The following is a 23,456-nucleotide window of genomic DNA, read 5'->3' on the forward strand; positions in this document are numbered from 1 at the left end:
ACTATACAATATCCTTTTTCATTCCAAGTATGAATACAGAGTTCTTGGTCGTGAAAACTGAATAATTATTCACCGGGAGGTATAAGGACGACATGAGTTTACCATATCGAACTTTGAACACAGGGGTGGAAAAGAAACGAAAATGGGAAATGCCGGATACATATGTCATTCTTTTTGCGGTCTTATTGTTAGCGGTGATCTCAACCTATCTTGTTCCATCAGGAGCATTTGAGCGTGAAACTGTGGATGGCGTGGAGCGGGTTATTCCTGGTACATACAGTGAAGTAGATGGAAGCCCGGCAGGATTCATGGATATCTTTTTAGCCTTACAGGAAGGGATGATTCAGTCAGCGGGACTGATCTTCTTAGTGTTATTTGCTGGAGGAGCATTTGAAGTTGTCGAGCGCTCGGGTGCGATAAAAGGCGGAATTTTAAGAGCGGTCAATAAAACCAGGGGAAAGGAGTTCTGGCTGATATCAGTGGTTTCAATATTATTCGCCATAGGAGGAGCCGTCGGCGTCATCGCGAACGCTGTCATTCCTTTTGTAGCGATTGGCGTGATTATTGCCCGGGCGATGAAGCTGGATGCAATCGTTGCCGTATCGATTACGTTCGGAGCGACATTCGCCGGGTTTAACGTCGGTTTTTTAAATCCCTATACTGTCGGAATCGCTCAGTCAATTGCCGATATTCCATTATTTTCCGGGATGCTGCTCAGAATCATCGCTTTCGTAGTAATTGTAGGAATCACCATTTATTATACGTGGAGCTATGCGAAAAAGCTGTTGAATGACCCCACAAAAAGTCTTGTAGGTGTCCTAGATGAAAAGCAGGCGTCTGAAGATGAGTTGAAGGCGCCCTTTACGGTCCGTCATAAGTGGATCCTGGCCTTCGTAGGTGCTGCGCTATTATTCTTCATTTATGCGACGATTGAGTTTAAATGGACGATTAATCATATGGCTGCCTTTTTTATTGTGATCGGGATCGTATCAGGGATTATTGCTGGTATGAATTATAATAAAGTTGCTATGACATTCCTTGATGGCTGTCAAAAGCTCGTCTATGGTGCGTTGATTATCGGTGTTGCCCGTGCAGTTTTGATTGTCATGGAAAATGCAAAAATCCTGGATACAGCGGTAAATGCCTTGTCGATCCCACTTGAAGGACTGTCCCCTGTCTTCGCTGCACTTGGGATGTTTGTCGCAAATGGAGTTTTGAATTTCCTGGTTCCATCAGGAAGCGGGCAGGCAATGATCGCCATGCCGATTTTATCCCCATTAGCTGATATGGTCGGGATCACCCGTCAAGTTGCTGTTCAGGCTTATCAGTTCGGGGATGGATTCACAAACAGTATCTTTCCTACCTCAGGGCCATTGATGGCGAGCTTAGCCGTAGCGGGAGTGCCTTGGATAAAGTGGGCGAAGTGGATGCTGCCTCTCTTGTTGATCTGGATAGTGATTGCTGTGATCATGTTATCTGTAGGGGTGTTGATTGGCTGGGGACCGGTTTAATACTAAGTAATCTTTCTTGAGTTAGCAGGCGTGAAATAAGTAGATAGGTTCTTAGCTTTGACATGTTTTCAGAAGAAAAAGGAAAGCTCCTCCCCTGTCTCCCTGATTTTTCGGAGGATGATCTTCCTCCAGGTTTAATCTCTATTCACTCCCCGTTAGAAATAACTAACGGGGTTATTTGTGTATTCAATTCCATAAAACACATTATCCGGGTCCGAATCTCCCATAATTTCCACAAGTACCCCGCAGATTCCCTTTTTGATTATATTCCGGGTGGGATTCAGTTTGGGGAGCTTAAACAAATGGTCTTTAACGATGTTAAAACCATTCAACTCCCCCGTCTCTTCCTTACCCAAATCATCGCTATAAGCAGGGACACCCCAGCGGCCATCAAAGTGATTTTGATATACGGAGGATAATAGATGAATTCTACTCTTTCATCTCCTTCTTGTATCGAGGTGCCGAGCATAGCATAGTTGACCTGTTCCAAATCGCGGTTCTCTCCATCTACCTTCACCTGCCAACCTTTTTCATAAGGGACAGGAATGGCAAGATAGCCATCCGTATCCGCTGACAGGTTGTCGATGGTGATGCGGTTTCCATTGATTGCTATATCATGCTTCCGCTGGTTCTCCTGCTTATTTTTTGCTGCGTTTTCAAGTGCCTCGTAATCTTCCGTATAAACCTCCACATCTTTTAACGTATAATCTCCTTCCCGCATACGGATGGAAATTTGCTCCTCTTTAGGGATGCGGATAGTGATATCATTTACATTTGTTTTATAAATGGATTCCCTGGATTTCCTAGTGGTCCAGAAGTCGTTCACCCTTAGAGCAAATAGTGGCGCCTCTACTTCATTGTTCAATAGATAAAAGGAAACATAGATATCTTCAGCATCCGAATCCAGCACGGAATCTGGAACAGAGATGTCGATCCCCCCTTCTTCTTCCGTGATGACAAGCCTTTCATCGGAATAGCTGCCACCGACGCTTTCTATGTTTTTCTTGTCAACCAAGTTTCCTTTATGCGGAACGTCCTTCCCTTTCGTCTCTGCATTTTCTACCACAAGACCCTGCAGCATCGCTTGCTCACGGGTCAGTGGGTGGTGATTCTCCAGTGACTCCTCCCTGTAGATCTGATCGGAAACTCGGACGAATGGGAGGGGATTTGTATTTTCATAAATAATATAGTTTTCACTTTCCCTAAAAGGGACAAATCCGTATGGAATATTCGTTACTTCCCCTTTTTCATACATAACATAGTTGGCCTGCCATAAACTGTGCAGATTGGCACGATCCCCGAATCCAGAGTATCTGCTGACGCTTTCCCGTTTCATATCAATTTCCAGATCATGATAATAGTAATTCAGCAGATTCCCATTGAGGATACTGGAATAGACACTGGTTCCGGGAAAACCTTGGATGATCGGTGTATTATATCTACCATCTTCCATCCATGAGACCCGGGACAGAGGGGAGGAATCGGAATCCAGAACATCATCAATTAATGCCTGTTGTTCTTCTGCCGAATATTTCTCACCCATGATATACTCCTTCGTGCTTTCATGGACACTTCCATCTGCATACAACTTGTCGTATTGGTAGTAATTCATCACTGCAAGCTGCGATAGGACGATGATGGTAAACAGACCATACCTATACACCGCTTTTTTCCCATCCTTGATGAACAGAAATACGAGCAACAGTACTATTCCTGCAAAAATGGGGATAGCTGCTGACCATAGGCTGCTGAGTTCTAATGTTGGATCCGTCAACTGAAAAACCGTATACACAGCGACGAGTCCTACACTTGCAACCGTGAGCTGTTTTATCGTCACATCTTTCAATGCGGGCAGTCCAGAAGCAACGGCGCAGCCAATCGTGAACGCTGCCAGATATTCATAACGGTGCTGGGGAGCGGATAGGCCATTGAAAAAACTGGCTGCCCAGGGGATGAAATGCAGGACGATCAATCCCAGGCTCAATATGGCGAATAATCGGAATTGCGGCTTCCTATACAGCTTTCGAACGCCAAGCATTAGCACAAACACGGCTGGAACGATCATGTAGTAGCTGTCATAAAGAATGTTGCTCGGAAAAGCAGCAAGCGGGATTTCCTGATCATATGGCGGCCGTGTGTTTTGCAGAAAACTCCAGACTGCAGGCACAAGCCCGGCAGAGCCGATACCGAATCCAAGCAGGACGCAAAAACAATAATATTTGAGTTGGATACGTTTCGGCGTTTCTATTGTGCCCAAGGGAAATATCCATCTTGCTGCTATATAGAGGCCGGTGAAAATGCCGCTGATATAGGCAAAATAAAAATTGTCAAAGAAGGAAATAGCTGTCGCTGTAATAAGCCAGCCCGGCTTTTTCTCCCGGATGATTTTTTCCACCCCGAGAATCAAAAGCGGCAGCCACAGGAAAGCATCCCCGAAGAATTCCCAATAAGTGACATGCAAAAAATACATCGCGGAAGTTCCATAAAGGACAGCGCCAATGAAGGATGGGAGCAGCCTTCCGTCGTTCAGGTATCGGAATACATATGTAGTGATGATTAATATGAACATCATTCTTACGGTGCTGATAAAAACAGTAGCCTGGGCCCAGAACAAGACATCCGGTTCCCTGATGATCGACAGGGATTCCAGAATGAATACCACCATGACTGTCAGGAAGAAAAAGATATTGATACCGTAATAATAGGCAAGCTGGCTGAGAGTGCCTCCGCCGAGTCCAAATTCATAGGAATAGAAAAAATCCCCGCTGGTGAACTGGTCGTAGAGCATATCACGGAAAGGAACCATTTGAGAGAGCCCGTCATTCGGCCCTGTCATATACACTCCTTGTGACCATTGATATAGGAAGAAGGCATGCGCCAGGAGAGCAGTGAGAAGACTGCCGCAGATAAGCAGGATCCATTGTTTCTTTGTCATGATTATTCACGCCTTACCTCTTCAGAATTTTACTAGTAACAAGAAAAGTGATTGGAACAGTGAAAATGACTGCAGCTAATGGAGCGATATTGCCATTCCAATGCAACAGGTCAACAAACAGGTAGATTAAAAGGGAAGAAACCGACATGTTGACCACCTGAGTGAATGGGAACATAAGGAATTTGCCCAAAGTGGGCTTTACCTTATAGGTGAAATAGACATTTAAGAAAAAAGATATGACCATGCTGATGAAAAAAGCAAGGATGTGTGAAAGAAGGTAAAACCAGCCCAGAAAGTTATAAAAAAGAACATAGAATAGATAGTAATTCGCTGTATTCAGTCCGCCTACGACGACGAACCGGGTGAATTCATTGTTCCACTTACTCATAGGTATCCCTTTCTACATTACTCTCCTGCACGAGATAATGCGGCCGTTTCTTTGTTTCCATATAGATTCTTCCGACATATTCACCAATCACTCCGAGACTCACCAGCTGTACACCTCCGAGGAATAAGACGGAAGATATGATCGTGAAATAGCCAGGCTCTTCCACTCCTCTGATGAGAGTCATCACGAAGATGAAAGAGATATAAAGGAGGCTGAGCGCCATGATTAACAAACCTGTATACATCACGAAACGAAGCGGCCGCTGGTTGAAGGAGACGATTCCCTCGATTCCATACTCCAGCAGCTGCTTCATCGACCATTGTGAATTGCCATTTTGCCGCTCGACATTGTCAAAGTGGACGGTTTTCTGTTCGAACCCGATCCACGAAAACAATCCCTTGGAAAACCGGTTGCCCTCACTGAGTGTCAAGATAGCTTCCAACGCCTGTCTTCCCAACAGCCGGAAATCTCCTTCACCATCATGCACATCCACCTGGATAAGGCGATTGACAGTTTTATAGTAAAGCGAAGAGAGGAAAGAGCGGGACTTTGCCTCCCCTTTCCGGTTTCGCTTGGCCACTACTTGTTGATAGCCTTCCTCATATCCCTCCAATAAATCAGGGATCAGTGCAGGGGGATGCTGCAAATCAGCATCCATAATAATCACCGCGTCCCCCCTGGCGCTCTCAAGTCCGGCGAAAAGGGCAGCCTCCTTACCGAAATTGCGTGTGAATGACACATATTTCACTTCTGAATATGTATTTGCCAATGTACGGATATTCTTAAGCGTATCATCACCGCTTCCATCGTTTACAAAAACTACTTCCCACGAATAGGAAAGTCCTGCAAACTCGTTTTGCAGCGCTTCATGTACCAGCTCAATATTCTCCCCCTCATTAAATGCCGGGATGACCACTGAAACCAATAACTTTTCCATACTCTACCTCCGCACGAACGTCGTTACTAATCTGATATAAACATACCCGAGCGGAGAGAAAATGAAACTTAGGGGAAGTTATGGATTTGAAGGCTATCAACCTCTATATTGCATACATAATTCAACCCAATTACTAATCCTTATTCGTTCACCGCATACCTTAAAAAGGTGGTGTAATTTTATGGTAATATGGACATAAGGTTTTTCGGAACGTGCAGATTAATAGATTACCATTCGGTTTTATGAGGAGGAAGATATGTGATAGGAAGAATATTTAATTTGAATATGTTATATATCCTTTTGGCAATAATCGCTATCGGTTTCCTGCTGCTCCCGCGAATAATGGAAGGCATCAATCTACAATCCAAAGGGATCGGCTATCTAACAAGTAACATAGAGGATTATTATTATAAAACCTTTCCTGAAGAGGGAAAGTATACCGTAAAAATTGATTTAAATGATATAGAAAGTAACGAAGGAAAAGTGCTCTTAGAGGAAAGTGAAAATAAAATTCATGTAACAGAAGTATCACAAATGGATTCAGGATACGAAATAACTTTCAGATCAAGCGGGAGTTATGACGCGGGTGGTGCGACATTAATTTCTGGTTTGGAGCACGTACGTAATGATAACGGTTTTTCTAGTCATTTCAAAGCGGAAGCAGAAGCATTTTATAAAGGCGAAGCTTATCAATTATCCCCTTCTGGATCTTCCGGGTTGACTTACCGTGATGGGGACCAATTCGGATTTCAGTTATCCCTTCCAGACCAAATGAAAAACATTGATTTAAAAGAAGACCCTATCATAGAGGTGACGATTACTGATTTACAAGTGAATTTATGGGTGAAGAAGCCAAATAAGTAATTCGAAGGTTGATCTTCTCCAGATAAAAGAACGCAACCCTTTTAGTTAAGACTGTGTTCCATAAAATCATGCCTGATATCCTTTAAGCTCAGATGTGAAATATTAAGAAGTGCTTTGAAGTTCTGATTCTTCTTCGAAATATCCGGATTTGCTTGGCATCACAACTAACTTTATTTGCCAAATGCTTAGAACTAGCAATAAAGTCGAAGCAGCAAGGATACTGTATCTGACCGGAATGATATCACCTGTAAAACCAATCAATAAAATAAAGATGACCTGAAGAAGACTTTGAAAGATTCCGTATATGCTAGAAATCCTCCCCATCATTTTAACAGGCACGTTATTTTGATAAAAAGTCATAAATCCAGTGCCAGAAAAGGGGTTGAAAAATCCTAAGACCATAAATCCGAATGCTACTGTCCAGAATGAAAAAGAGAAAGCATAAACCAAATAACCAACCGATACCAGGAAATAGCCACTGGACATCAGAGCTCTTATAGACAATTTTTCAGCCACGAACGAAACAGTAGCTGCTCCTAAAATTGAGCCGACGCCTGTGAGACTTATGAGTAAGCCGTAGTCTGTCTCAGATAAATTTAATACCTTTTGAGTAAAGACGACCTCTTGTGCATCCATTCCAAGTGCTACAATCATAAAAAATTGAGCTAAGAAGTACACCTTTACAATAAATAGGTTGTCCTGACTGAATTTAAATACTTCTTTCCAATCACTTCTCAATATTTTCAAGCTGAGTCTGCCTCCTGTTTCATCAGCCTCAGTATTCACGTTTGGCAGTAAATACACCATTATGGCTGATATAACAAAAGAAAAAGCATTAATCCATATGGATATATGGACAGTAGTAAGGAGAAAAAGTGCTCCCGAAATAGCAGGACCGATCAAGAAAGCACTGGAAGTGATCAAACTTCTGAAAGAGTTAAACCGTTTTCGTCCATTCTCAGGAACAACGCTAGTTATATAGGTGATCGCTGCGGGTTCAAAGAAGGCTTTTGAAATGGATAGACAGAATAGACATACATAGATAAGCCATATAGAGCTGAAGAAAGGAATGATCGCTACTAAAGTTGCGCGAATGATGTCTGTTCCAATCATTATTCTTCTTATATTCAAACGATCTATCATACTCCCAGACCAAAATTTCGTTAACATCGAAGCTATAGGTCCTATAATCCATAAACCCGCTACTGCAGCAGCAGAACCGGTTAATTTCAATACTAGAACATTGATGGCGACGAGATAAATAAAGTCTCCTAAAGTAGATATGCCCAATCCAAATAGTAATAAATAAGAATTCTTTTTTTGGGAAAAGCTTTGTTGACTAATAGTAACACCCCACATAAGAATTCTTTCTACAAAAATTGGAAATCACCTGTAAATGTACATAGTTGTCACAAAACATACATAACTGAAAAAACTGCTTGCTGTGTTTTCCTCAAGATGACGGGCCATAGAAGACAGCAAGAAATACCAGTGCTAAAATAGATAATATGAGAATTTCATTGATAGGCGTACGCTTTCTAATCCAGTATTAGAAAATAGGATACTTTTCGGTAGTAAAATCCGTTATACGAATTTATCTTAAGGAGGCTTGAGGCATGGACCGGAAGGAAATCGATGAGCAAGTCATTTACCAATACAAGCAAGATGAACAAAAGATGATTTTAATTTTCGCTCAATGGTGTGTGAACAATGAATTGGACCCTTTTGAAATATATAAAAAAGCTTATCCAAATCAGTCAAACAATACTGCTTTGGCGGATGCCGCAGAATTAACACTCACTCCAAATGAAGCCTACCAGATTCCTGTAGAAACTTTATTAGAAGTGTTGTCTTTATTCGGTAATGATGACCTTGCATTTGTAGTCAATGAGGAATGGAGCCGATTGGAACGTAAAAACAAGCAATAACTGCTATTAATACCAGGCTCCGTCGATTTCCGACCGAGCCTGTTGCAACGGGGAGGTCAAGTGCATGACTTATTCAAAAGACTCTGCCACTGTGATCAGATCACCTTTTGATAAGCCCTCTACATCCCCCTTCAACTCATAGGTGATCGATCCGTCTGACCAAATCAACCGTTGAGTCCCGCCTTCGTTTCCAGCATATTGACCTGTTTGATCCCCGATAGAAACCTCTTTCGTGTCCAAGTCCTGATAGGTGATTTCACCATCCTTGACGGTCATCAGTTCCATCGTTTCATCCTTTTCGGCATGAAAGATGAATGTTAATAAGGTATCCTTCTGCTCCATGACTCCAGGTTCTATTTCTACACCATCAACTTCAAAAGGCATGACAGTCGGATACATAGGCTGATAGACTTCATCTCCGGTCCGGCTCACCAACATAGAATGATCGTATTCGTATAGTCCTTCTTCTGTTTCCACGGCCGTATCAAAAGCGTTCATCAATGATTGAGTGTCAATGTAGTGAATTCGAGTGATTTTGCCCTCTTCGTTCGTGTTCACTCTCCCACTGACCTCCGCTGACTGACCATTACTGACATCGATTTGCATCACAAAATCAAAAGCGTTTTCTGTGTCCTCGCTCTGCTCAATGCTCCTATTGCCAATCTCCATGTTAACTTCATTCCCATACGCCTTCTGGTGAAAGCCGCCAAGCAGATTGGTGTTCACCGCCTGATTCATGTACTCTTCGGTAAAGAATGATTCGAAGTGGTCCGTGTAGTAGTCAAAAACCCCTTCATAATCATCCTCTTCATAAAATCGAGTCAGCTCTTCATCAGGTCCAGAAAAAATTTGCTCCAGGACCTTTGTTACATCATCTTCTGTCGTATTCTCACCAGTAGACTGGTTAGATGCGCAACCGGCGGCTATAAGGAGCGTAATAACAATAAATAGAGTTTTTTTGATCAATAAGACGACCTCCGTTTTATCTTCTTTATACGTGTACGATTACACACTGGCTTCCGTTTCAAAAGTCGGGAATCGGGAAGCTTGGAACAGGAGACACACTGATTATATTTTTCAAAAAAAAAGCTACCAAAAAGACAGTCTAAGCCTTAATATATGCCTTGTTTGACCTTGGCATTTCCCTTTAACACTTTCTCCCCACCCCACAAAACGGTTTCGATGACAAGAGCTATTAAAACCACCCATGCCCACACAGACAGGAAATGCTCATGGAAATCATAGAGATGTTTTTTGTAAGAAGCGTTTTCATGCATTACCATTGTAAAAGCATAAAACATCCCGAACGTGAAATTTCGTGACCACTGGCTGACATTATAGGAGAAGATGCCTTTTCTCCAACCCTTTTGCCGGATTCGCTTGATAGCACGAACGACTTCCAAACCTTCCACCAGACAAAAAATTATCAGAACAAGCATCCAATAATAAAGCAGAATCTCTCCTTGGAACATTTTTGTCGAAACAATGGCAAGCCCCGTAATCGAAAGACCACCATGGATAATGCAATTGGTATTCGTCCAATCTTCTGTTAAGGACCAGTCTGTTTCAAGATATCGTTTAAAAATAAGAATCAGGCCACCGATATAAAAAAGGGCCCCCAGGGCAAATGCAGATAGACTGAAAATATCAGGCAAAGAAGGAAACAATTCATTCCATAAGATGACCACTGATTGAGTTGCTACAGCAGACAAAAGTACAACACCATGAGTGGCATGGAAAGCTGGACGAATCCACAATTGCTTGAAATTCATAAAACAAATATAAAGAAACATTACCCACAGCAATGAATTGACAACCGCCAAAGCAGCCACCATAAAATGAAGCAAAGGTAGATACCTTTCCAATACGATACTCAACACAGAAAAACCAGCAATCCACGAACCGAGAACGAAGGAATTGACTGGGTTTTTAAGTAATGAGGGAAGAAAACCTTTTTGGAAGACCTGCCGGAACAATTTTGAATATATGGCAATAGAAAGAAGCAGATAAGCAAAAACAAACCATCTACCTGCTGTTTGATTTAAAAAATGGTTCATCGCCCCTTGCAAAAAAATACCTAACGCCATGACAATCGCACCCGAGGCTGGATTGAATATTTTCCTTTTATGAACATTCATTGTACTTTTCACCTCTTTTAACTCACAAACCACCTGTTCATTGTACGGTTTCCTTCCAATAATTTAAAGAATCAGGTACGCTATAGCAATTCTACTCCTTCATCTGTGTAAAGTTCTTATTTTTTCTTATGTAAGTACTTACTTTTAATAAGCAATCGTCCACGTAGAACTCATGAATACTGCCCCAGCTTGCAAAACATGATCGGGGCGGCCTCTCGTAGAAATTAACAAAAAAAAGACGTGATAAGTAATGTATCCAGTCATTGCCGATTATGTTCATTTTTTATTGTTCCATGTCTAATTGATCTTTTTATCCTTACTTATTGTTGATTTGTCGAATAATATCCTTAGTAGCATCAATCACGATTTTCGGCTCTGATAACTGTGGAAAATGCCCACTATTTTCAGCTACAATGTGTTTACTGTTTTCTGATAAGGATAGTAATTTCAATTGATTCTCCAGGCGTTTTCGACGAGCTTCCTCTGGCATCATACGGTGTTCTTTCCCACCCGTAATTACGTACACAGGTATTTCTGGAAAAGAGTCTATTTGTTTAATTTGATTCACGGTTTTCTTAACAAAATTCACTTCGCTAAATTGTTTTTCAGATGATAAGGAGTCAAAGATTGAGAACATCTTGTTAATAGTTTTTACAATTTTCCCTTGATATTTATCGAGGCTTGTATCATTTGGATGACTGGATTCCAGAAAGATAACGCCTGCTACCTCGTTTGGATAGAGTCGGGTGAATAAATTTGCATACAAGCCCCCTAATGAGTGTCCTACAAGCAAATAAGGGGGTTCAAATCCGATCTTTTTTAGTGCCTCACGTAAATTTTCGACAATAGTTATTCCCTCTTGTGGTTTCTTTGGCTTGTCACTACCCCCGACACCAAAACGATTACAGGAAAATACTGATGCTATTTTCGATACCTCTGGTAAAACTTTCATCCAACCTTCTATTGGTCCCGAACCTCCATTAATTAATACTATATTGGGTTTACCGCTACCACTTATGTTATATTTTAATTTTCCTGCTGAAGTTTCCACTATATGTTTCTGTATTTTCAAACCATTTCACCTTTCCTTTTATAAGTTTTATGAAAATGAAATCACTATTTTGAACAAACCTGCTATGTTAGTTGAAATGCTAATTAAGGCTACCGATCCCTATTGTGGAAAACCTGATCTCGAGATATTAAAGTAGACTTTAAGTTTGATTTTTAATACGTTATAATCCCGATTAATTGAAGGTCCATTATAATCTTTATAGTGACTTTTTCAACTTATAAACATTTTGATTTGTTTACTGCATGGGACGATGTTCAAAGATCCTTTCTATATTACCGCTTTAACTATAAATGTCCCCCATCATTTATTCATTCTTCGCATTTATAGAATCCAGACATACTAATCCACCGAAAATATCCGCTTCTGCCCAAGCACCACTTCAAACAAACTTAAATGTTAAAAACCACTCAGAGCATTGACCTCTGAGCGGTTTTATAAAGGTTGGAGGGTAAACTCCCTATTAAATAACATAGCTGTATTTTTTCTCAACATATGGAGACACCATGAGGGAAAGAAGTGCTCCATAGTTCAAATTGAAGGTGACTTCATCACCAACTCTCAAGTTGCTATCTTTGGCATTAATCACTGTATGATCACTGCTTGAGCCCAGGATTTCAATATCTAATAGAGGAGTTAACCCTGAAACCATCACGTCTTGATTTCCCACACCCACGATCACTCGATTCATGAGGCCACGGTCTTGAAATTGCGGAACCTCTCCAAAAGCATTCTGCCCTATTTCTCCATAAGGCATCGAAGGTTTTACTTTTGACTCGATAACCTCTGAAATGAATGTAAATGCGTCCGTATACAATTCTGGTATCACCAATCGATTCAACGTTTCCCGTCCCAAATAGATCGATTCCCCCAAACGCAGATTATTTACTTTCCCAACATCTGCAGCACCCATAAACCACTCGTAATTGGCTGAATTCCCACCTGATACGTATGAAAGGGGCAAGGTGTATTTCGTTTCAATCATGGAAGCGAGTAAGGATAAATCATCCATTTTCCGGTTGTCTGGTTTGACCCCACCGAAACAGGCAAAATTCACGCCTATTCCCACGATTTCAATCCCCTTCAAGGTCAAAACTTCTTGAATAAAACAATCAAGATCTTCGGGCATGATCCCTTCTCTTAAATCACCCATCTCGATCATAACAATAATGTTCTGCACAATATTACTTACCAGTGCTGCCTCAGATAATTTCGTAACGACAGCAAGTTCAGTATTGATGCTTATGTCAGCATATTCAATGACCATGTCAACTTCGCTTAAAGAGGGTGATCTCAGATACACAAAATCCGCCTTGATACCAGCATCCCGCATTCTTTTAAGGTTGAGGAGCTTTGAATCAGCTAGCATTGGAATCCCCTGTTCTAACAGGACCTTAGCAATTTCAGGTGCTCCGCAAACCGTTTTCGTTACTCCCATTAATCCAATATTTTTAGCTCCATATATTCCGACTAACGTTGACGCATTATGAGCGATTTTTGCCAGGTTAATTTCAATGCGCGGAGTAAGTGATCTGGTCAATGAGTGGTGACACTTTGTTTGCTTTTTAAGGTTGGATAAGCTTCAAAGACGCTTGAGACTAATTTATCACAACCGAATTTAAGAGCATCCGTTGTTGGGAGATTCAGGTCATCTTCATATTCCGATATTGTACGATCCAACTCTTCATCAGACATATTTTCGTGATTTATTGTGACAGCAATGACTTTTGATTTCGCAAAGTTTTCGATTAAATCAATCTCACTTTTGACTGTTGGCATTTTCATATAGCTGAAATCACCAAGGTGCTCCCGTTTCGGGGCATGCTGCACAATAACGGCACCAGGTCTTGAACCTCTTATAATTCCACATGAACTGATGTATGCTGGATGACTCAATGCCCCTTGTCCTTCAACAATGATGATATCCGGCTTTTCATTTGTCCATGCTTTCATGATTTGGTTCTCGATTTCACCTGTCATGAACTGAGAAGGAATCGCATCAATCGCGACACCGTATTTTGCCCCCTGGATTAAACCGGTCTGGCCAGTAGCGATAAAGGCGACGTTTAGTCCCTGCTTGATCAAGGCATCTTCAAGCAACACAGAAGTCGTTCGTTTTCCGATGGCGCTATCAGTGCCAAGTACCGCTATGACTGGCGTATCAATTGATAGAATTCTACCTGAAAAAAGATGCATATCTTTCTTTTCCGGAGGCTTCCTAACATCGTTTATCCTGACATTACACTTTTTTGAATGCTCTACAAATTCCTGATCATTTGTAAAAAATTCATGAAGTGGATTAACGATATTCATCCCCTGTTCCATTGCATAAAACAGAAGATTTCGTTCCGCTTTTTTCAAAAATGCCTCTGAAGGCGCTATTCCATATATAAAGTGGTCTGGAACTTTCCCCAACAACTCCAAAGCATGGTGAAGATCCTTGAAGATAGGGATACCATTTTCCTTTCCAAATAGAAATTCACCGGCATCCTTCCCTGCCTTTGTACTATCAATAACTCCCACGATATCGAAGTTTCTTGAACTTCTTACGAGCCCATTGGCTGTCTTTCCATCCATTGTTCCAAATTTATCTTCACAATACACGATTGCACATTCTTTCATAAGGCTATTCCTCCCAAATCTATTTTTACTACAGTCATTCCGCGTAAAAGAGATTCTACATTTCGGCCAAGAAAACTTCGCCATATAGAATAGCCAGTAAGTGAATTTTCTAAAAAATAGCAACATTCACACGCATATACAATTATAGCACACAAACCAGGAAATTTTTGTTATTTATATTTTTTTGAAGTTTTTCATACAAAAACACCAATATAAAATGTTTCTCCTTTGACACTAAAGGTTGAAGTACTGAACAGCGAAGATCTTTGCAGCAATCAGCCAATTCAGACCTTAATGTTGTTTTTTATCCAAAAAGAAAACCGCCCTAGGCAAAGGCGGTAAATATAAATATCATTCTCTTTTTCTTTTAACGATTTCCGAAGAATTGTTCCTTATTCTTTCTCCAGTATAACAAGTGAAGATACCATTGGCACCAAACCGACTGGACTCTGAGATACAACCTTCCATCCCTCTTCAAGAAGTTGATTCAATTCACTTACGTTGTTCTTTTTATCGGATTGATAATGAACAGTGATTGCCTTTTGCATAATACACCTCCTGAACCCAATAGGCTATACATCATACTCCATTAACTTCCCATTATCATGGGAGGAAAAATAAATAAGTTTAGTCAATTATGATAACCAAAGCTTATCAGAAGATAAATCTCATGGCGATATCCAGTATTCTCAAAGTAATGATATATCGAGAATGAATATACAGGTAATAGATAAAAGTTCAACTATATATACACTACTATTTCCACCTAGTTTATAGCTATAACACAAACACAATCCGCGGATTTCATTTTCTTATAATGTATCTGGTTTTCTGAATAACCTGCTTCTCTTAAACAATCATTGATTTTTTCACCGAACTTTTTTGTGGTCTCGTTGGTGGCACCTTTCGCTCTCGGATGGATAGTAATCGCTATTTTCCCATTAGGTTTTAAACGCGCACGTAAATTTATGAGTGTGTTAATGGGGTTTTCCCAAAACATGAAGTTATTAACACTTAAAATGTAATCAAACTTTTCTTCAAAAGGTAACAAGTCAGAAACATTCCCCAATCTTAAATCCACAATGCCTTTGTTAATAGCCTGCTTATTTCTTTTACTCGCTGCTTTTATCATTACTTCAGAAATCTCAATCCCTGCAATGTAACCCTCTGTTACCTTTTGCGACAATGCTTCGATAGCTATACCAGGTCCAAAACCTACTTCCAATACCCTGGCCGATTCAGTAGGATTTAACAACGATACCGTCCAATCACTTTTTTCTGGTTCCTTAGCCATTAAATATCCTGCAACTCCCCCTAAAAAACCTTCAGGCTTCTTAAACTGTTTGAGAAATTCCTTTAATACTCCCATGCTTGTAAGAACACCCTTTCATAAAGTGTTGCTCTTGGCCGTCACTTCACCTATAGAAGATAGGCATAGCTATAAGAAAAATCTAATTCGAGCATCGGCTCACCCTCCAATAATAGATCTCTAAATCCAACCAATCCATGCGGTTAAGTCCACTCTCTTCCATGCTCATTTATGAATTTTATTTCGTTTTCATAATGCTCAAGATGTCCATCGTCTATCATTTTTTGAAAAGCAATGTCTCCTTCATTGGCCTTTCTCTTCATGTATTTACATAAGCCTTCTAATCGCAACAAAACCATCTCTAAAAAACCCTTTTCCATCCCTTCAATACCGTAGTAATCAAAAAACAATTTAACTCTTCTTTGTACTCGTTCAGCATCATGTAAAGGATTATAATAGACAGCCTCACCTGTTTCGGTATGATAAAGTCTACTTAAAGGAACGCATGTATATAGGGTGTAAGCTATGTCCCAAAGCCTTGGACCAGGAGCAGCAACATCAAAATCAATTATACCTACTGGCTGTTTATGATTAAAAATAATATTGTATATGGCAAAATCATTATGACATAAAACCTCAATGTTATCAGGGGTATTGTCAATTGGTGCCCACTCATTTAATGACGGAAAATCACTAACTGCATCATGATAGAGACGAAGCATATGTGCTATTTCTTTTAAAACATCATTAGACCACATATATTTTTTCAAAGGATAATTACCTGCTTCCCCTTCTATAAATGATAATCTCTCTCTATTTCTTTCATCAATACCTAAAAACTTAGGAGCATGATCAAAACCTTTACTTTCCAAATGCTGCAATAATTTATGAATTTTAAAACTATCAGGCTTTAATTCTCGTCGAACTGTATCTTCCGCACGATATACGTTTGATACATTCCCTCCTTTCAGTTTTTCTTCGTTTATGTTGTTTGGCATTTATAACTCCACCCCTTATTAATACGCTTATACTAATCCTTATTATTCAAACCATCCTTCACCGTTAATGAAAAAGCAATTATCCATATTGAACAATTGCTCTCTTTGTCATATCATAAAACTTGATTACAAGAAAAATCTGATAAACCTATATTAATTATCCATTGAACATGTATTATTCAGGTAACATGACTTTAGTAAATTCACTTAAGAATTTTTCATAATTAAGATTAATGGCGATCCTTGTCTTTCCTTTTTTACTTGTTGGACGAAGATCGATATAAGATTGTCCCCTGGCTTCAAATCCCTCAACTACGTTCGCATCATAATAAATGTAGTCCGCTACTTTAGGATTCTTAACAACGATGAGGGTCAGTAAATCATGCATAGGGGCACCGACAATCCCCGGCAAAGTCTTCTGATAAAACTTATAGTAATACTCAAAAATAGGAGCCATTATGAAAGAATAGATGTTTTTCTTGTTTCTAGATATTTCATCTGCAAGATTAGAAGTGATTATAGCGAATTGAGTGACATTTAATGGAGTTATCGTTAGGTTATGCGCAAACTTAAGAACATAATTAGATGAAGTTGGATCTCCATAAAAATTCGCTTCTGCCAGAGCCGTTACATTTCCTGGGACGAAGAATGCTCCACCCATGACGTAAAATGATTGCACCAATTCTATATGATCCGGGAATAAGATAAATACAGTTGCCAAGGTAGTTGAACGTCCCGTGTCTACGATAATTAACTCATTCCTATACCTCTCAATAATGAAACGAATCGTATCAAAAGTGTAAGTCTGATACTCCAAATTTCTCGGAGGCCTTATAGGACCAATCCCTTCCTTACCATGGATTTCTGGATAAAAAGCCACTTCCTCCTGTTGAACAGGACTCGAAGCTCCAGGGATAATCGGAATATCTTTTCTTCCTGCCAATTCTACTAAATATGCAGCGTTTGCTGTTGCTTGTTGTTTAGTAACGTTCCCATAACTTGTGACGATACCTACAAGTTCTATCTCGGGATCCATCAATGCGTACATAATTGCTAAAGAATCATCAATCCCAGGATCGCAGAACAAGAGAATTTTTTTCACCATAGGTATCCCCTTCCTTTATAACTATATATTCCAACACTCCATTATCCATACTTTCTTCCATATTTCCCCTTCGTTTATGTAATAGGCGAGTACTCAATACTCTATTGAGCAAGACTTTGATCGGACAAATATTTATTGTTAAAGATTCACCGTCATTTCCAGAAGACTAGACTTCAGGAAAATAATATTGTAAATACAATAATTATATGTGGATATTTTAAGGTAGCAATATATCGAAGGAAGTTATATTATGTCTAAAAAATCCTTTCAGTAAACTGTCTTATAATATTAGGCAATACTAACCAAAAAGGTATATTTATAACTAGCGGAAATGCCAAATAAAATAATGTGTCAACGTCTTTCCTTGTACTCTTATCTAGAAATAATAAAATACAAATTGTAAATATAGGATATAAAAGAAGACCAATAACCAAAGAAGCATTGAGAATATCCTTAGGACTGTTGCCAAGGAAACTAAACAAAGGATAAAAGCCTATTTCTGATAGGGAAAAGATTCCTATTGCCCACCAGAACCATGCAGGTTGCTTCCATTCTTTCATAACTTACTTCCCTCCAAAAATAAAGTCATATATAAAAAAGGATAGGAGGCAAGACGCCATTCCTCATTGGAAAATCCCTCCGTTTAATGAAACCTCAGAATCAAAAGATAAAAATGACCACTTAAAGTATTACAGATAAAACATTCGTCACCAAACTAATTTCCCCTTTATCACCTAACTATACGTTGTATAAAGCATTAAGTTTCATTTCTTACTTACTGAACTAAACAGCTTAATCAGTTAAAAATCTAAAGTGCCTGATATATCTTGTGCTTATGTAATAAAGGCGAGTTCTCTATTGAGTACTCGCCCCGATTGTTTAAGATTCGAAATCAATATAAATAAACTAAATCATTAAAATTATCTGGTGTTTTTATGATTTTTATTTACTGATCTTTAGCCAGTTCATATTCAAGATACAACCTAAATCATTTACTTGTTTGTAACTTGAAAAACTGAACACCCTCTTTTTAAATTCGTAATGAAAATAAGCTGACCCTTTCTAATTGAATATTATTGGAAAAGTAAAAATAACAAAAGCTGCCCAAAGTCCGTAGACCGGCAAATACTTTGTAACGGCATCTTGGATAGCTGAAAGTTCGGATTTGTTTTGTAAAAAACGCATATAGGAGAACATAATCCAAATTAGATTCACCCATATAAGTATGTTTATTCCTAAAACAGCAAATCTATTTGGAGTAATTCCAAAAGAAGAAAGTCTGAACACGATGGCTGACAAAGCCACACTATCGATGATGAGTGCAAGGACAATCAAGGCAACATTGATATAATCTGAAATGTTTTTTTTCTCGTCTGAATCTCTTTCGGTAATGGAAAATATGGTGACAGCCAATACACCAAGAAGAATTCCGTTGAAAGCTATCAGGAAATTGCGGTCCAGGAAGGGGTTATTACCCACCCATATAACCGTTACAAGATAGACTAGCAATGTAATAAGGACAAGAGGGCTGAAAATTTTCGCTAAATATGGTGTGATATTCTTAGCCAGTTTAAGATTCATTGATACCACTAGATACGCAGCCACAATTGCGAGAGCGGCAGCACCAAATAAAACAATATTACTAAAATAGAAATCTTCTATATCCAGGCCGACAAAGCTGAATAACCGCATGGTTAATGCTGCTAGCAACATTCCGCTGACTGCCATACTGGCATAGAGAATACCATATTCCAAGTTAAATTTAATATAAGATATTCTTCTACTGCCTTTTGAATAGCCGTCTCCTGTAAAGGCAAGCCCTACCAATATCCATAAGAAAATGGGAAGGTGTAAATATGCAAGGATAATACTGTCTGAATAGTTTAGTGGGAGCAAATTAAGATAAACCACAGAAATGATGAGCAACGCTGTAAGGGAATAAATAATACTTCTTTTCGGTGTATTACTATAAACAAAGTAGGCTACGATAAAGGGAATTATACCAAAAGCCAGGTTAACCGGAGCAATTGCTTCCTGTTCGACAAAATGGAAAATAATCCTGGTGCTTATCCCGGCAAGAATAGCTAAAAGCCCCATGAATAAGAAACTCTGTTGAAACAAGGAAGGTTTATTTGTCTTCGCTGTCTCCTCAAAATGCAACCTTTCGTACCAGACACCAAGAACCTGTGAATCAGGATGTTGTTCCCATGCGTATGAGAATGATGTTTTAAATGTTTTGGGGTCTTTCCGATACATTCTCTCCAACTCATGTGGGTCAGCAATATTTTTAAGAACCGAATTGTTCATATCCATCGTCATACCTCCTCAATAATTATTAGGTGAAGTTTCGGTATATTCATTATAAATAAATATTTATCGTTTTACAATAAATTTTTGTTTTGAAATCAATTTTTGTGTGAAGCATTAAAAGTATTTCTCATTCAATAAAGCTCTATAAACTTTTAAACTTGTACAACCATCTTGCCCCGTTCAACAGGGAGGGAGGATGCTTTTTTAATCTCCGAATGAATGATAATACCCTTTCCTTATTAAATTACTCTAAAAAAAAGACACGTAGCGTTTACGTGTCTTCCTTCTCCTGCCAGAACAGGTCATCCAGCGACTTATCAAGCACCCAGCAAATCGATAAGCAAAGCTGGAGTGACGGGTTGTATTTCCCTAGCTCAATCAGCCCGATCGTCTGCCTGGAGACACCGACTGTCTTGGCTAATTCCTGTTGGGATAAATCATGTTCGGCGCGAGCCATTTTAAGTTTTTTATTCTTCAAGTCCAATCACCGCACATCTTCATCATCATCCAATTGCGCGTCATTGACGCGATCACTTTTATTTTTTGCCAATATAAATGGCACTACTATTATCCCAAGCATCACAGGAATATAGATTGCCATGCAAGTGAAGAAGATCATCAAAAAGAAAGAAATCTCTTCGCCAGCACTATCTGCATAGCGCTGGGAGTTCCTGATTGCAAGTGTAAGCGAAAACCCAATCCCTACAACCAGACTGACAATGAAATTCTTCTTGTTCAGCTTTATTTTACTGAATCGATCATGCATCTCCACTTCATCAGAGAAAATTCCCAGGCTGGATACGCGGATCAAGTAGTAGACTCCTCCCCCGATAAGGATGATTAACTCCGTCCAAATATTCCGATCATCGTTTATCGTTTTTATAATAAGCGATAACACCCCGACAATGGCGACAAACATGTACAGCTCACGGTAGACTTTATTTTGAAGGTTGGTGACGCGCTCATCCTTCTGTTTCCTTCTGAAACCGAAATTCATCTTCATCCTCCTAGTAATCAGTTTTTGGCAGTTTGTAATAGGCGAAAAGGAATAAAAGTAGATTTACAAGTATAATCACCGTCATTTCTGAATTGGACAGCGCAAGGAATGGCACTTGGCTCGGCAGGCTGTACAGGGGAGAATAGGCGACGATATCCTTCATGAATGCTGGAATCGCCTCGACGCGGAGCACCATCCCAAGAAGCCCTGGGAGCACGAGTATGAACATCAGTGCTAACACAAGCAGGTTCATGGCTTTTTGGTAATACATCGAAATGATCATGAACAATAATGTGAAAAATGTTCCGAACAATACGTAGTGAAGAAGGGATGCACGGACATCCGTCCACATGAACGCCTGGCTGTTCCAGAGGTGGTTCACATATAACAACGCACTGCAGCCGATTCCGAAGAGAAGTGATACGACTCCGATGACGACCACGCGTGAAAGAAGGAAGCGGAGTCGGTCCTTTGTCGATTTGAAAAAAAGATAAATCGTTCCGTAATGTAAATCTGCAATAACCATTTTAGCACAATAAATCCCTAGTGCTACCGTAGCAATTGTCGCGTAAAGTCCGGCAACGTTTCTGGGCTGGAATGGGCCACCGAGCTCGTGGATCGAATAGATGATCCCCCCGCCGAGCGCAAGGGAAAGGCTGATCGATAATACCAGGTGCATGCTAATGACATTTCTTCGCAGTTCCAAAACTAGCAATTGTGAAAAGTTCATTTGGTTTCACCCTCCATATTGTCGAAATAAAAATCCTCAAGGGTCATGCTCCTTCGTTTCACTTCCCTAGGGAAAATGTCCATTTGCCCCATCTGTTTCAATAGCGGCTTCATCTCCCCATTGTAATGGAAGATCGCTGTAAAGTTATGGGTGGTGAACCCTTCGAAATCCCGCAGAAGAGGCACAGCCTCCTGAAGGTCGTGTTCATCCTCAAACGTCATATCAATCAGTTGCTCCTTTGCAGTAGAAGGCGCGTATTCACTGATCATCCGCCCATTTTTAATGACATATACACGGTCGCTGATCGCTTCGATGTCTTTCAAAATATGGCTGGAAATCAGCACCCCGATCTTGCGCTCCTTTGCCAGCTTCTTTAAATAAGCTAGGATGCTGCGGATGCCGTCCGGATCCATCCCGTTAGTCGGCTCATCGAGAATCAGATAAGCCGGTTCAGCCACCAGTGCCAGCGCAATACCGAGGCGCTGCTTCATCCCAAGCGAGTACTGCTTCACTTTTTTCTTCAGATAGGAACGAAGATCAAGGGAATTGATGATTTCTTCCACTGTCTCTTTCTTAGTGCCGTACAGTGCTCTGAAATAATCCAGATTGTAACGCCCGCTTCGGTTCGGAAAATATTTCGGTTTTTCAATCAGGCTGCCGGTTTTTTCTGAAGTTGGTAATATGGACTGGCCGTCATAACGGACAATAACCCCGGCAAGAATTTTCATCAACGTCGTTTTACCCGCTCCGTTCGGTCCCACCAATCCGACGATCTCTCCACGATTCAGTTGGAAATCAATGTCCTTAAGAGCACATTCCTTTTGGAAAATTTTAGTAACCTTGTTCATCATAATGCTCATATCCTTCTCCCCTTCAAGTCAATTTCTTGATTCATATTATAATGTATATATTACATAATGCAATATATATTGTACATTTTGCATTAAATATATGACTCCGGTCCTTTTAGGAGGAGGCACTCACATTAAATTCACATCAAAAAGAGACTTAGTTTTTTTCTAAGTCCCTTTTTGACGGAAATACCTTATGAAAGTTCCTTTACAATCCAGCATTAAAATTAAAGTGCTAATGTTTAAAAAATCCTTGAATTTATGAAAACTTACCAAAGAGGTAGTAGTCATAATGATCCTGGTGCTTTATTACTTCAATGATAAAAAATCGAAGGATCAGCACGACAAAAAAAGGAAAACACAATTAAAACTCAACTTGCCCGAGGGAGAGAAACGCTGTCATATTTGTTAGGGCAATCCTTTCAAAAATCTTAAATCCCCACTATGCTGTTTGCAAATAAAACGAAATCATCCAAATTCAAACTTTCAACTAAATAAGTTAAATTATAGCCTTTCACTTAAATATAAGAGCAATATTTTCACCTAATGTTTAAATGTATAAAATCACGTATTGGTCAAGGCCTTCTATTTATGTGGAGGTCTCTTTTTTACATTAAAAACAGAAGGATAATACTAGTGTATGCAACATATTTTCATAACAAAAGAGAGCACTGTTTATTCTTCTCTAAAAAAATCCTGAAACTTATGGGACTTCGAAGGTTGTGACTAAAGTTGATTCAAAACTGTTTCACTGACGATCGAAG

At 39.8% G+C, this 23,456-nt stretch carries 22 protein-coding genes; 3 read left to right on the forward strand and 19 right to left on the reverse strand.

The features are described 5' to 3' along the window. Window positions 1-92 precede the first annotated feature (92 nt). Window positions 93-1,511 carry a YfcC family protein gene (locus ACTWPX_RS16535; protein ID WP_443120684.1) on the forward strand — a complete coding sequence of 473 codons (1,419 nt, stop codon included), beginning with the start codon at window positions 93-95 and terminating at the stop codon, window positions 1,509-1,511. Window positions 1,512-1,839: 328 nt separating this feature from the next. On the opposite strand, the gene ACTWPX_RS16540 is transcribed toward ACTWPX_RS16535, so the two are convergent. Genes ACTWPX_RS16540 through ACTWPX_RS16550 form a run of 3 tightly spaced genes read right to left on the reverse strand, consistent with a single transcriptional unit; the run spans window position 1,840 to window position 5,771 of the window. After that, on the reverse strand, window positions 1,840-4,446 hold the full coding sequence (locus ACTWPX_RS16540) for a YfhO family protein (RefSeq protein WP_443120685.1): 2,607 nt from the start codon (window positions 4,444-4,446) through the stop codon (window positions 1,840-1,842). A gap of 13 nt (window positions 4,447-4,459) precedes the next feature. Then, the gene (locus ACTWPX_RS16545) at window positions 4,460-4,834 is read right to left on the reverse strand and encodes a GtrA family protein (RefSeq protein WP_128523038.1); all 375 of its coding nucleotides are present in this window, start codon (window positions 4,832-4,834) and stop codon (window positions 4,460-4,462) included. Continuing rightward, the gene (locus ACTWPX_RS16550; RefSeq protein ID WP_443120686.1) at window positions 4,827-5,771 is read right to left on the reverse strand and encodes a glycosyltransferase family 2 protein; all 945 of its coding nucleotides are present in this window, start codon (window positions 5,769-5,771) and stop codon (window positions 4,827-4,829) included. The genes ACTWPX_RS16545 and ACTWPX_RS16550 overlap by 8 nt, the downstream gene beginning before the upstream one ends. A gap of 258 nt (window positions 5,772-6,029) precedes the next feature. Here ACTWPX_RS16550 and ACTWPX_RS16555 point away from each other — a divergent pair, with 258 nt between their 5' ends. Next, window positions 6,030-6,635, forward strand: a complete 606-nt coding sequence (locus tag ACTWPX_RS16555) for a hypothetical protein (protein ID WP_443120687.1) — start codon at window positions 6,030-6,032, stop codon at window positions 6,633-6,635. A gap of 102 nt (window positions 6,636-6,737) precedes the next feature. On the opposite strand, the gene ACTWPX_RS16560 is transcribed toward ACTWPX_RS16555, so the two are convergent. After that, entirely contained in the window at window positions 6,738-7,994 is a 1,257-nt protein-coding gene (locus ACTWPX_RS16560; RefSeq protein ID WP_443120688.1) for an MFS transporter, read from the reverse strand. Between the two features lie 257 nt (window positions 7,995-8,251). Between ACTWPX_RS16560 and ACTWPX_RS16565 the strand changes: the two genes are divergently transcribed. Further along, the gene (locus ACTWPX_RS16565; protein WP_443120689.1) at window positions 8,252-8,563 is read left to right on the forward strand and encodes a hypothetical protein; all 312 of its coding nucleotides are present in this window, start codon (window positions 8,252-8,254) and stop codon (window positions 8,561-8,563) included. Between the two features lie 69 nt (window positions 8,564-8,632). Here the strand turns inward: ACTWPX_RS16565 and ACTWPX_RS16570 are convergent, their stop codons facing one another. The 15 genes from ACTWPX_RS16570 to ACTWPX_RS16640 form a co-directional block, all read right to left on the reverse strand. After that, window positions 8,633-9,529, reverse strand: a complete 897-nt coding sequence (locus tag ACTWPX_RS16570) for a DUF4367 domain-containing protein (protein ID WP_443120690.1) — start codon at window positions 9,527-9,529, stop codon at window positions 8,633-8,635. A 146-nt stretch (window positions 9,530-9,675) separates the two neighbouring features. Then, window positions 9,676-10,701 (reverse strand): hypothetical protein, encoded by a 1,026-nt coding sequence (locus tag ACTWPX_RS16575; RefSeq protein ID WP_443120691.1) that lies wholly within the window; start codon window positions 10,699-10,701, stop codon window positions 9,676-9,678. A 316-nt stretch (window positions 10,702-11,017) separates the two neighbouring features. Further along, window positions 11,018-11,773 (reverse strand): alpha/beta fold hydrolase, encoded by a 756-nt coding sequence (locus tag ACTWPX_RS16580; RefSeq protein ID WP_443120692.1) that lies wholly within the window; start codon window positions 11,771-11,773, stop codon window positions 11,018-11,020. Window positions 11,774-12,233: 460 nt separating this feature from the next. Then, window positions 12,234-13,310 (reverse strand): alanine/ornithine racemase family PLP-dependent enzyme, encoded by a 1,077-nt coding sequence (locus tag ACTWPX_RS16585; protein WP_443120693.1) that lies wholly within the window; start codon window positions 13,308-13,310, stop codon window positions 12,234-12,236. Further along, window positions 13,307-14,392, reverse strand: a complete 1,086-nt coding sequence (locus ACTWPX_RS16590) for a DUF1611 domain-containing protein (protein WP_443120694.1) — start codon at window positions 14,390-14,392, stop codon at window positions 13,307-13,309. The genes ACTWPX_RS16585 and ACTWPX_RS16590 overlap by 4 nt, the downstream gene beginning before the upstream one ends. Window positions 14,393-14,784: 392 nt before the next feature. Further along, window positions 14,785-14,940, reverse strand: coding sequence for a hypothetical protein (locus tag ACTWPX_RS16595; protein WP_443120695.1), 156 nt, complete (start codon window positions 14,938-14,940; stop codon window positions 14,785-14,787). Between the two features lie 218 nt (window positions 14,941-15,158). Continuing rightward, window positions 15,159-15,761 (reverse strand): class I SAM-dependent methyltransferase, encoded by a 603-nt coding sequence (locus tag ACTWPX_RS16600; protein ID WP_443120696.1) that lies wholly within the window; start codon window positions 15,759-15,761, stop codon window positions 15,159-15,161. Between the two features lie 143 nt (window positions 15,762-15,904). Beyond that, a complete protein-coding gene (locus tag ACTWPX_RS16605; RefSeq protein WP_443120697.1) occupies window positions 15,905-16,699 on the reverse strand; it encodes a phosphotransferase in 795 nt (264 codons plus the stop codon). Window positions 16,700-16,874: 175 nt separating this feature from the next. Beyond that, entirely contained in the window at window positions 16,875-17,804 is a 930-nt protein-coding gene (locus tag ACTWPX_RS16610; protein WP_443120698.1) for a nucleoside hydrolase, read from the reverse strand. A gap of 254 nt (window positions 17,805-18,058) precedes the next feature. Continuing rightward, entirely contained in the window at window positions 18,059-18,364 is a 306-nt protein-coding gene (locus tag ACTWPX_RS16615; RefSeq protein ID WP_443120699.1) for a hypothetical protein, read from the reverse strand. 502 nt (window positions 18,365-18,866) lie between these two features. Next, window positions 18,867-20,117 (reverse strand): DUF4153 domain-containing protein, encoded by a 1,251-nt coding sequence (locus ACTWPX_RS16620; RefSeq protein ID WP_443120700.1) that lies wholly within the window; start codon window positions 20,115-20,117, stop codon window positions 18,867-18,869. Between the two features lie 268 nt (window positions 20,118-20,385). Continuing rightward, window positions 20,386-20,592: a helix-turn-helix transcriptional regulator gene (locus tag ACTWPX_RS16625; RefSeq protein ID WP_281975192.1), complete on the reverse strand. Its 207-nt coding sequence runs from the start codon at window positions 20,590-20,592 to the stop codon at window positions 20,386-20,388. A gap of 6 nt (window positions 20,593-20,598) precedes the next feature. After that, window positions 20,599-21,111, reverse strand: coding sequence for a DUF6773 family protein (locus tag ACTWPX_RS16630; protein ID WP_443120701.1), 513 nt, complete (start codon window positions 21,109-21,111; stop codon window positions 20,599-20,601). A 10-nt stretch (window positions 21,112-21,121) separates the two neighbouring features. Next, a complete protein-coding gene (locus ACTWPX_RS16635; protein ID WP_443120702.1) occupies window positions 21,122-21,841 on the reverse strand; it encodes a hypothetical protein in 720 nt (239 codons plus the stop codon). Beyond that, entirely contained in the window at window positions 21,838-22,701 is an 864-nt protein-coding gene (locus ACTWPX_RS16640) for an ABC transporter ATP-binding protein (protein WP_443120703.1), read from the reverse strand. The genes ACTWPX_RS16635 and ACTWPX_RS16640 overlap by 4 nt, the downstream gene beginning before the upstream one ends. Between the last annotated feature and the right edge of the window lie 755 nt (window positions 22,702-23,456).

This window comes from Halobacillus sp. H74 (genome assembly GCF_052246715.1).
GTDB classification, from domain to species: domain Bacteria; phylum Bacillota; class Bacilli; order Bacillales; family Halobacillaceae; genus Halobacillus; species Halobacillus litoralis_A.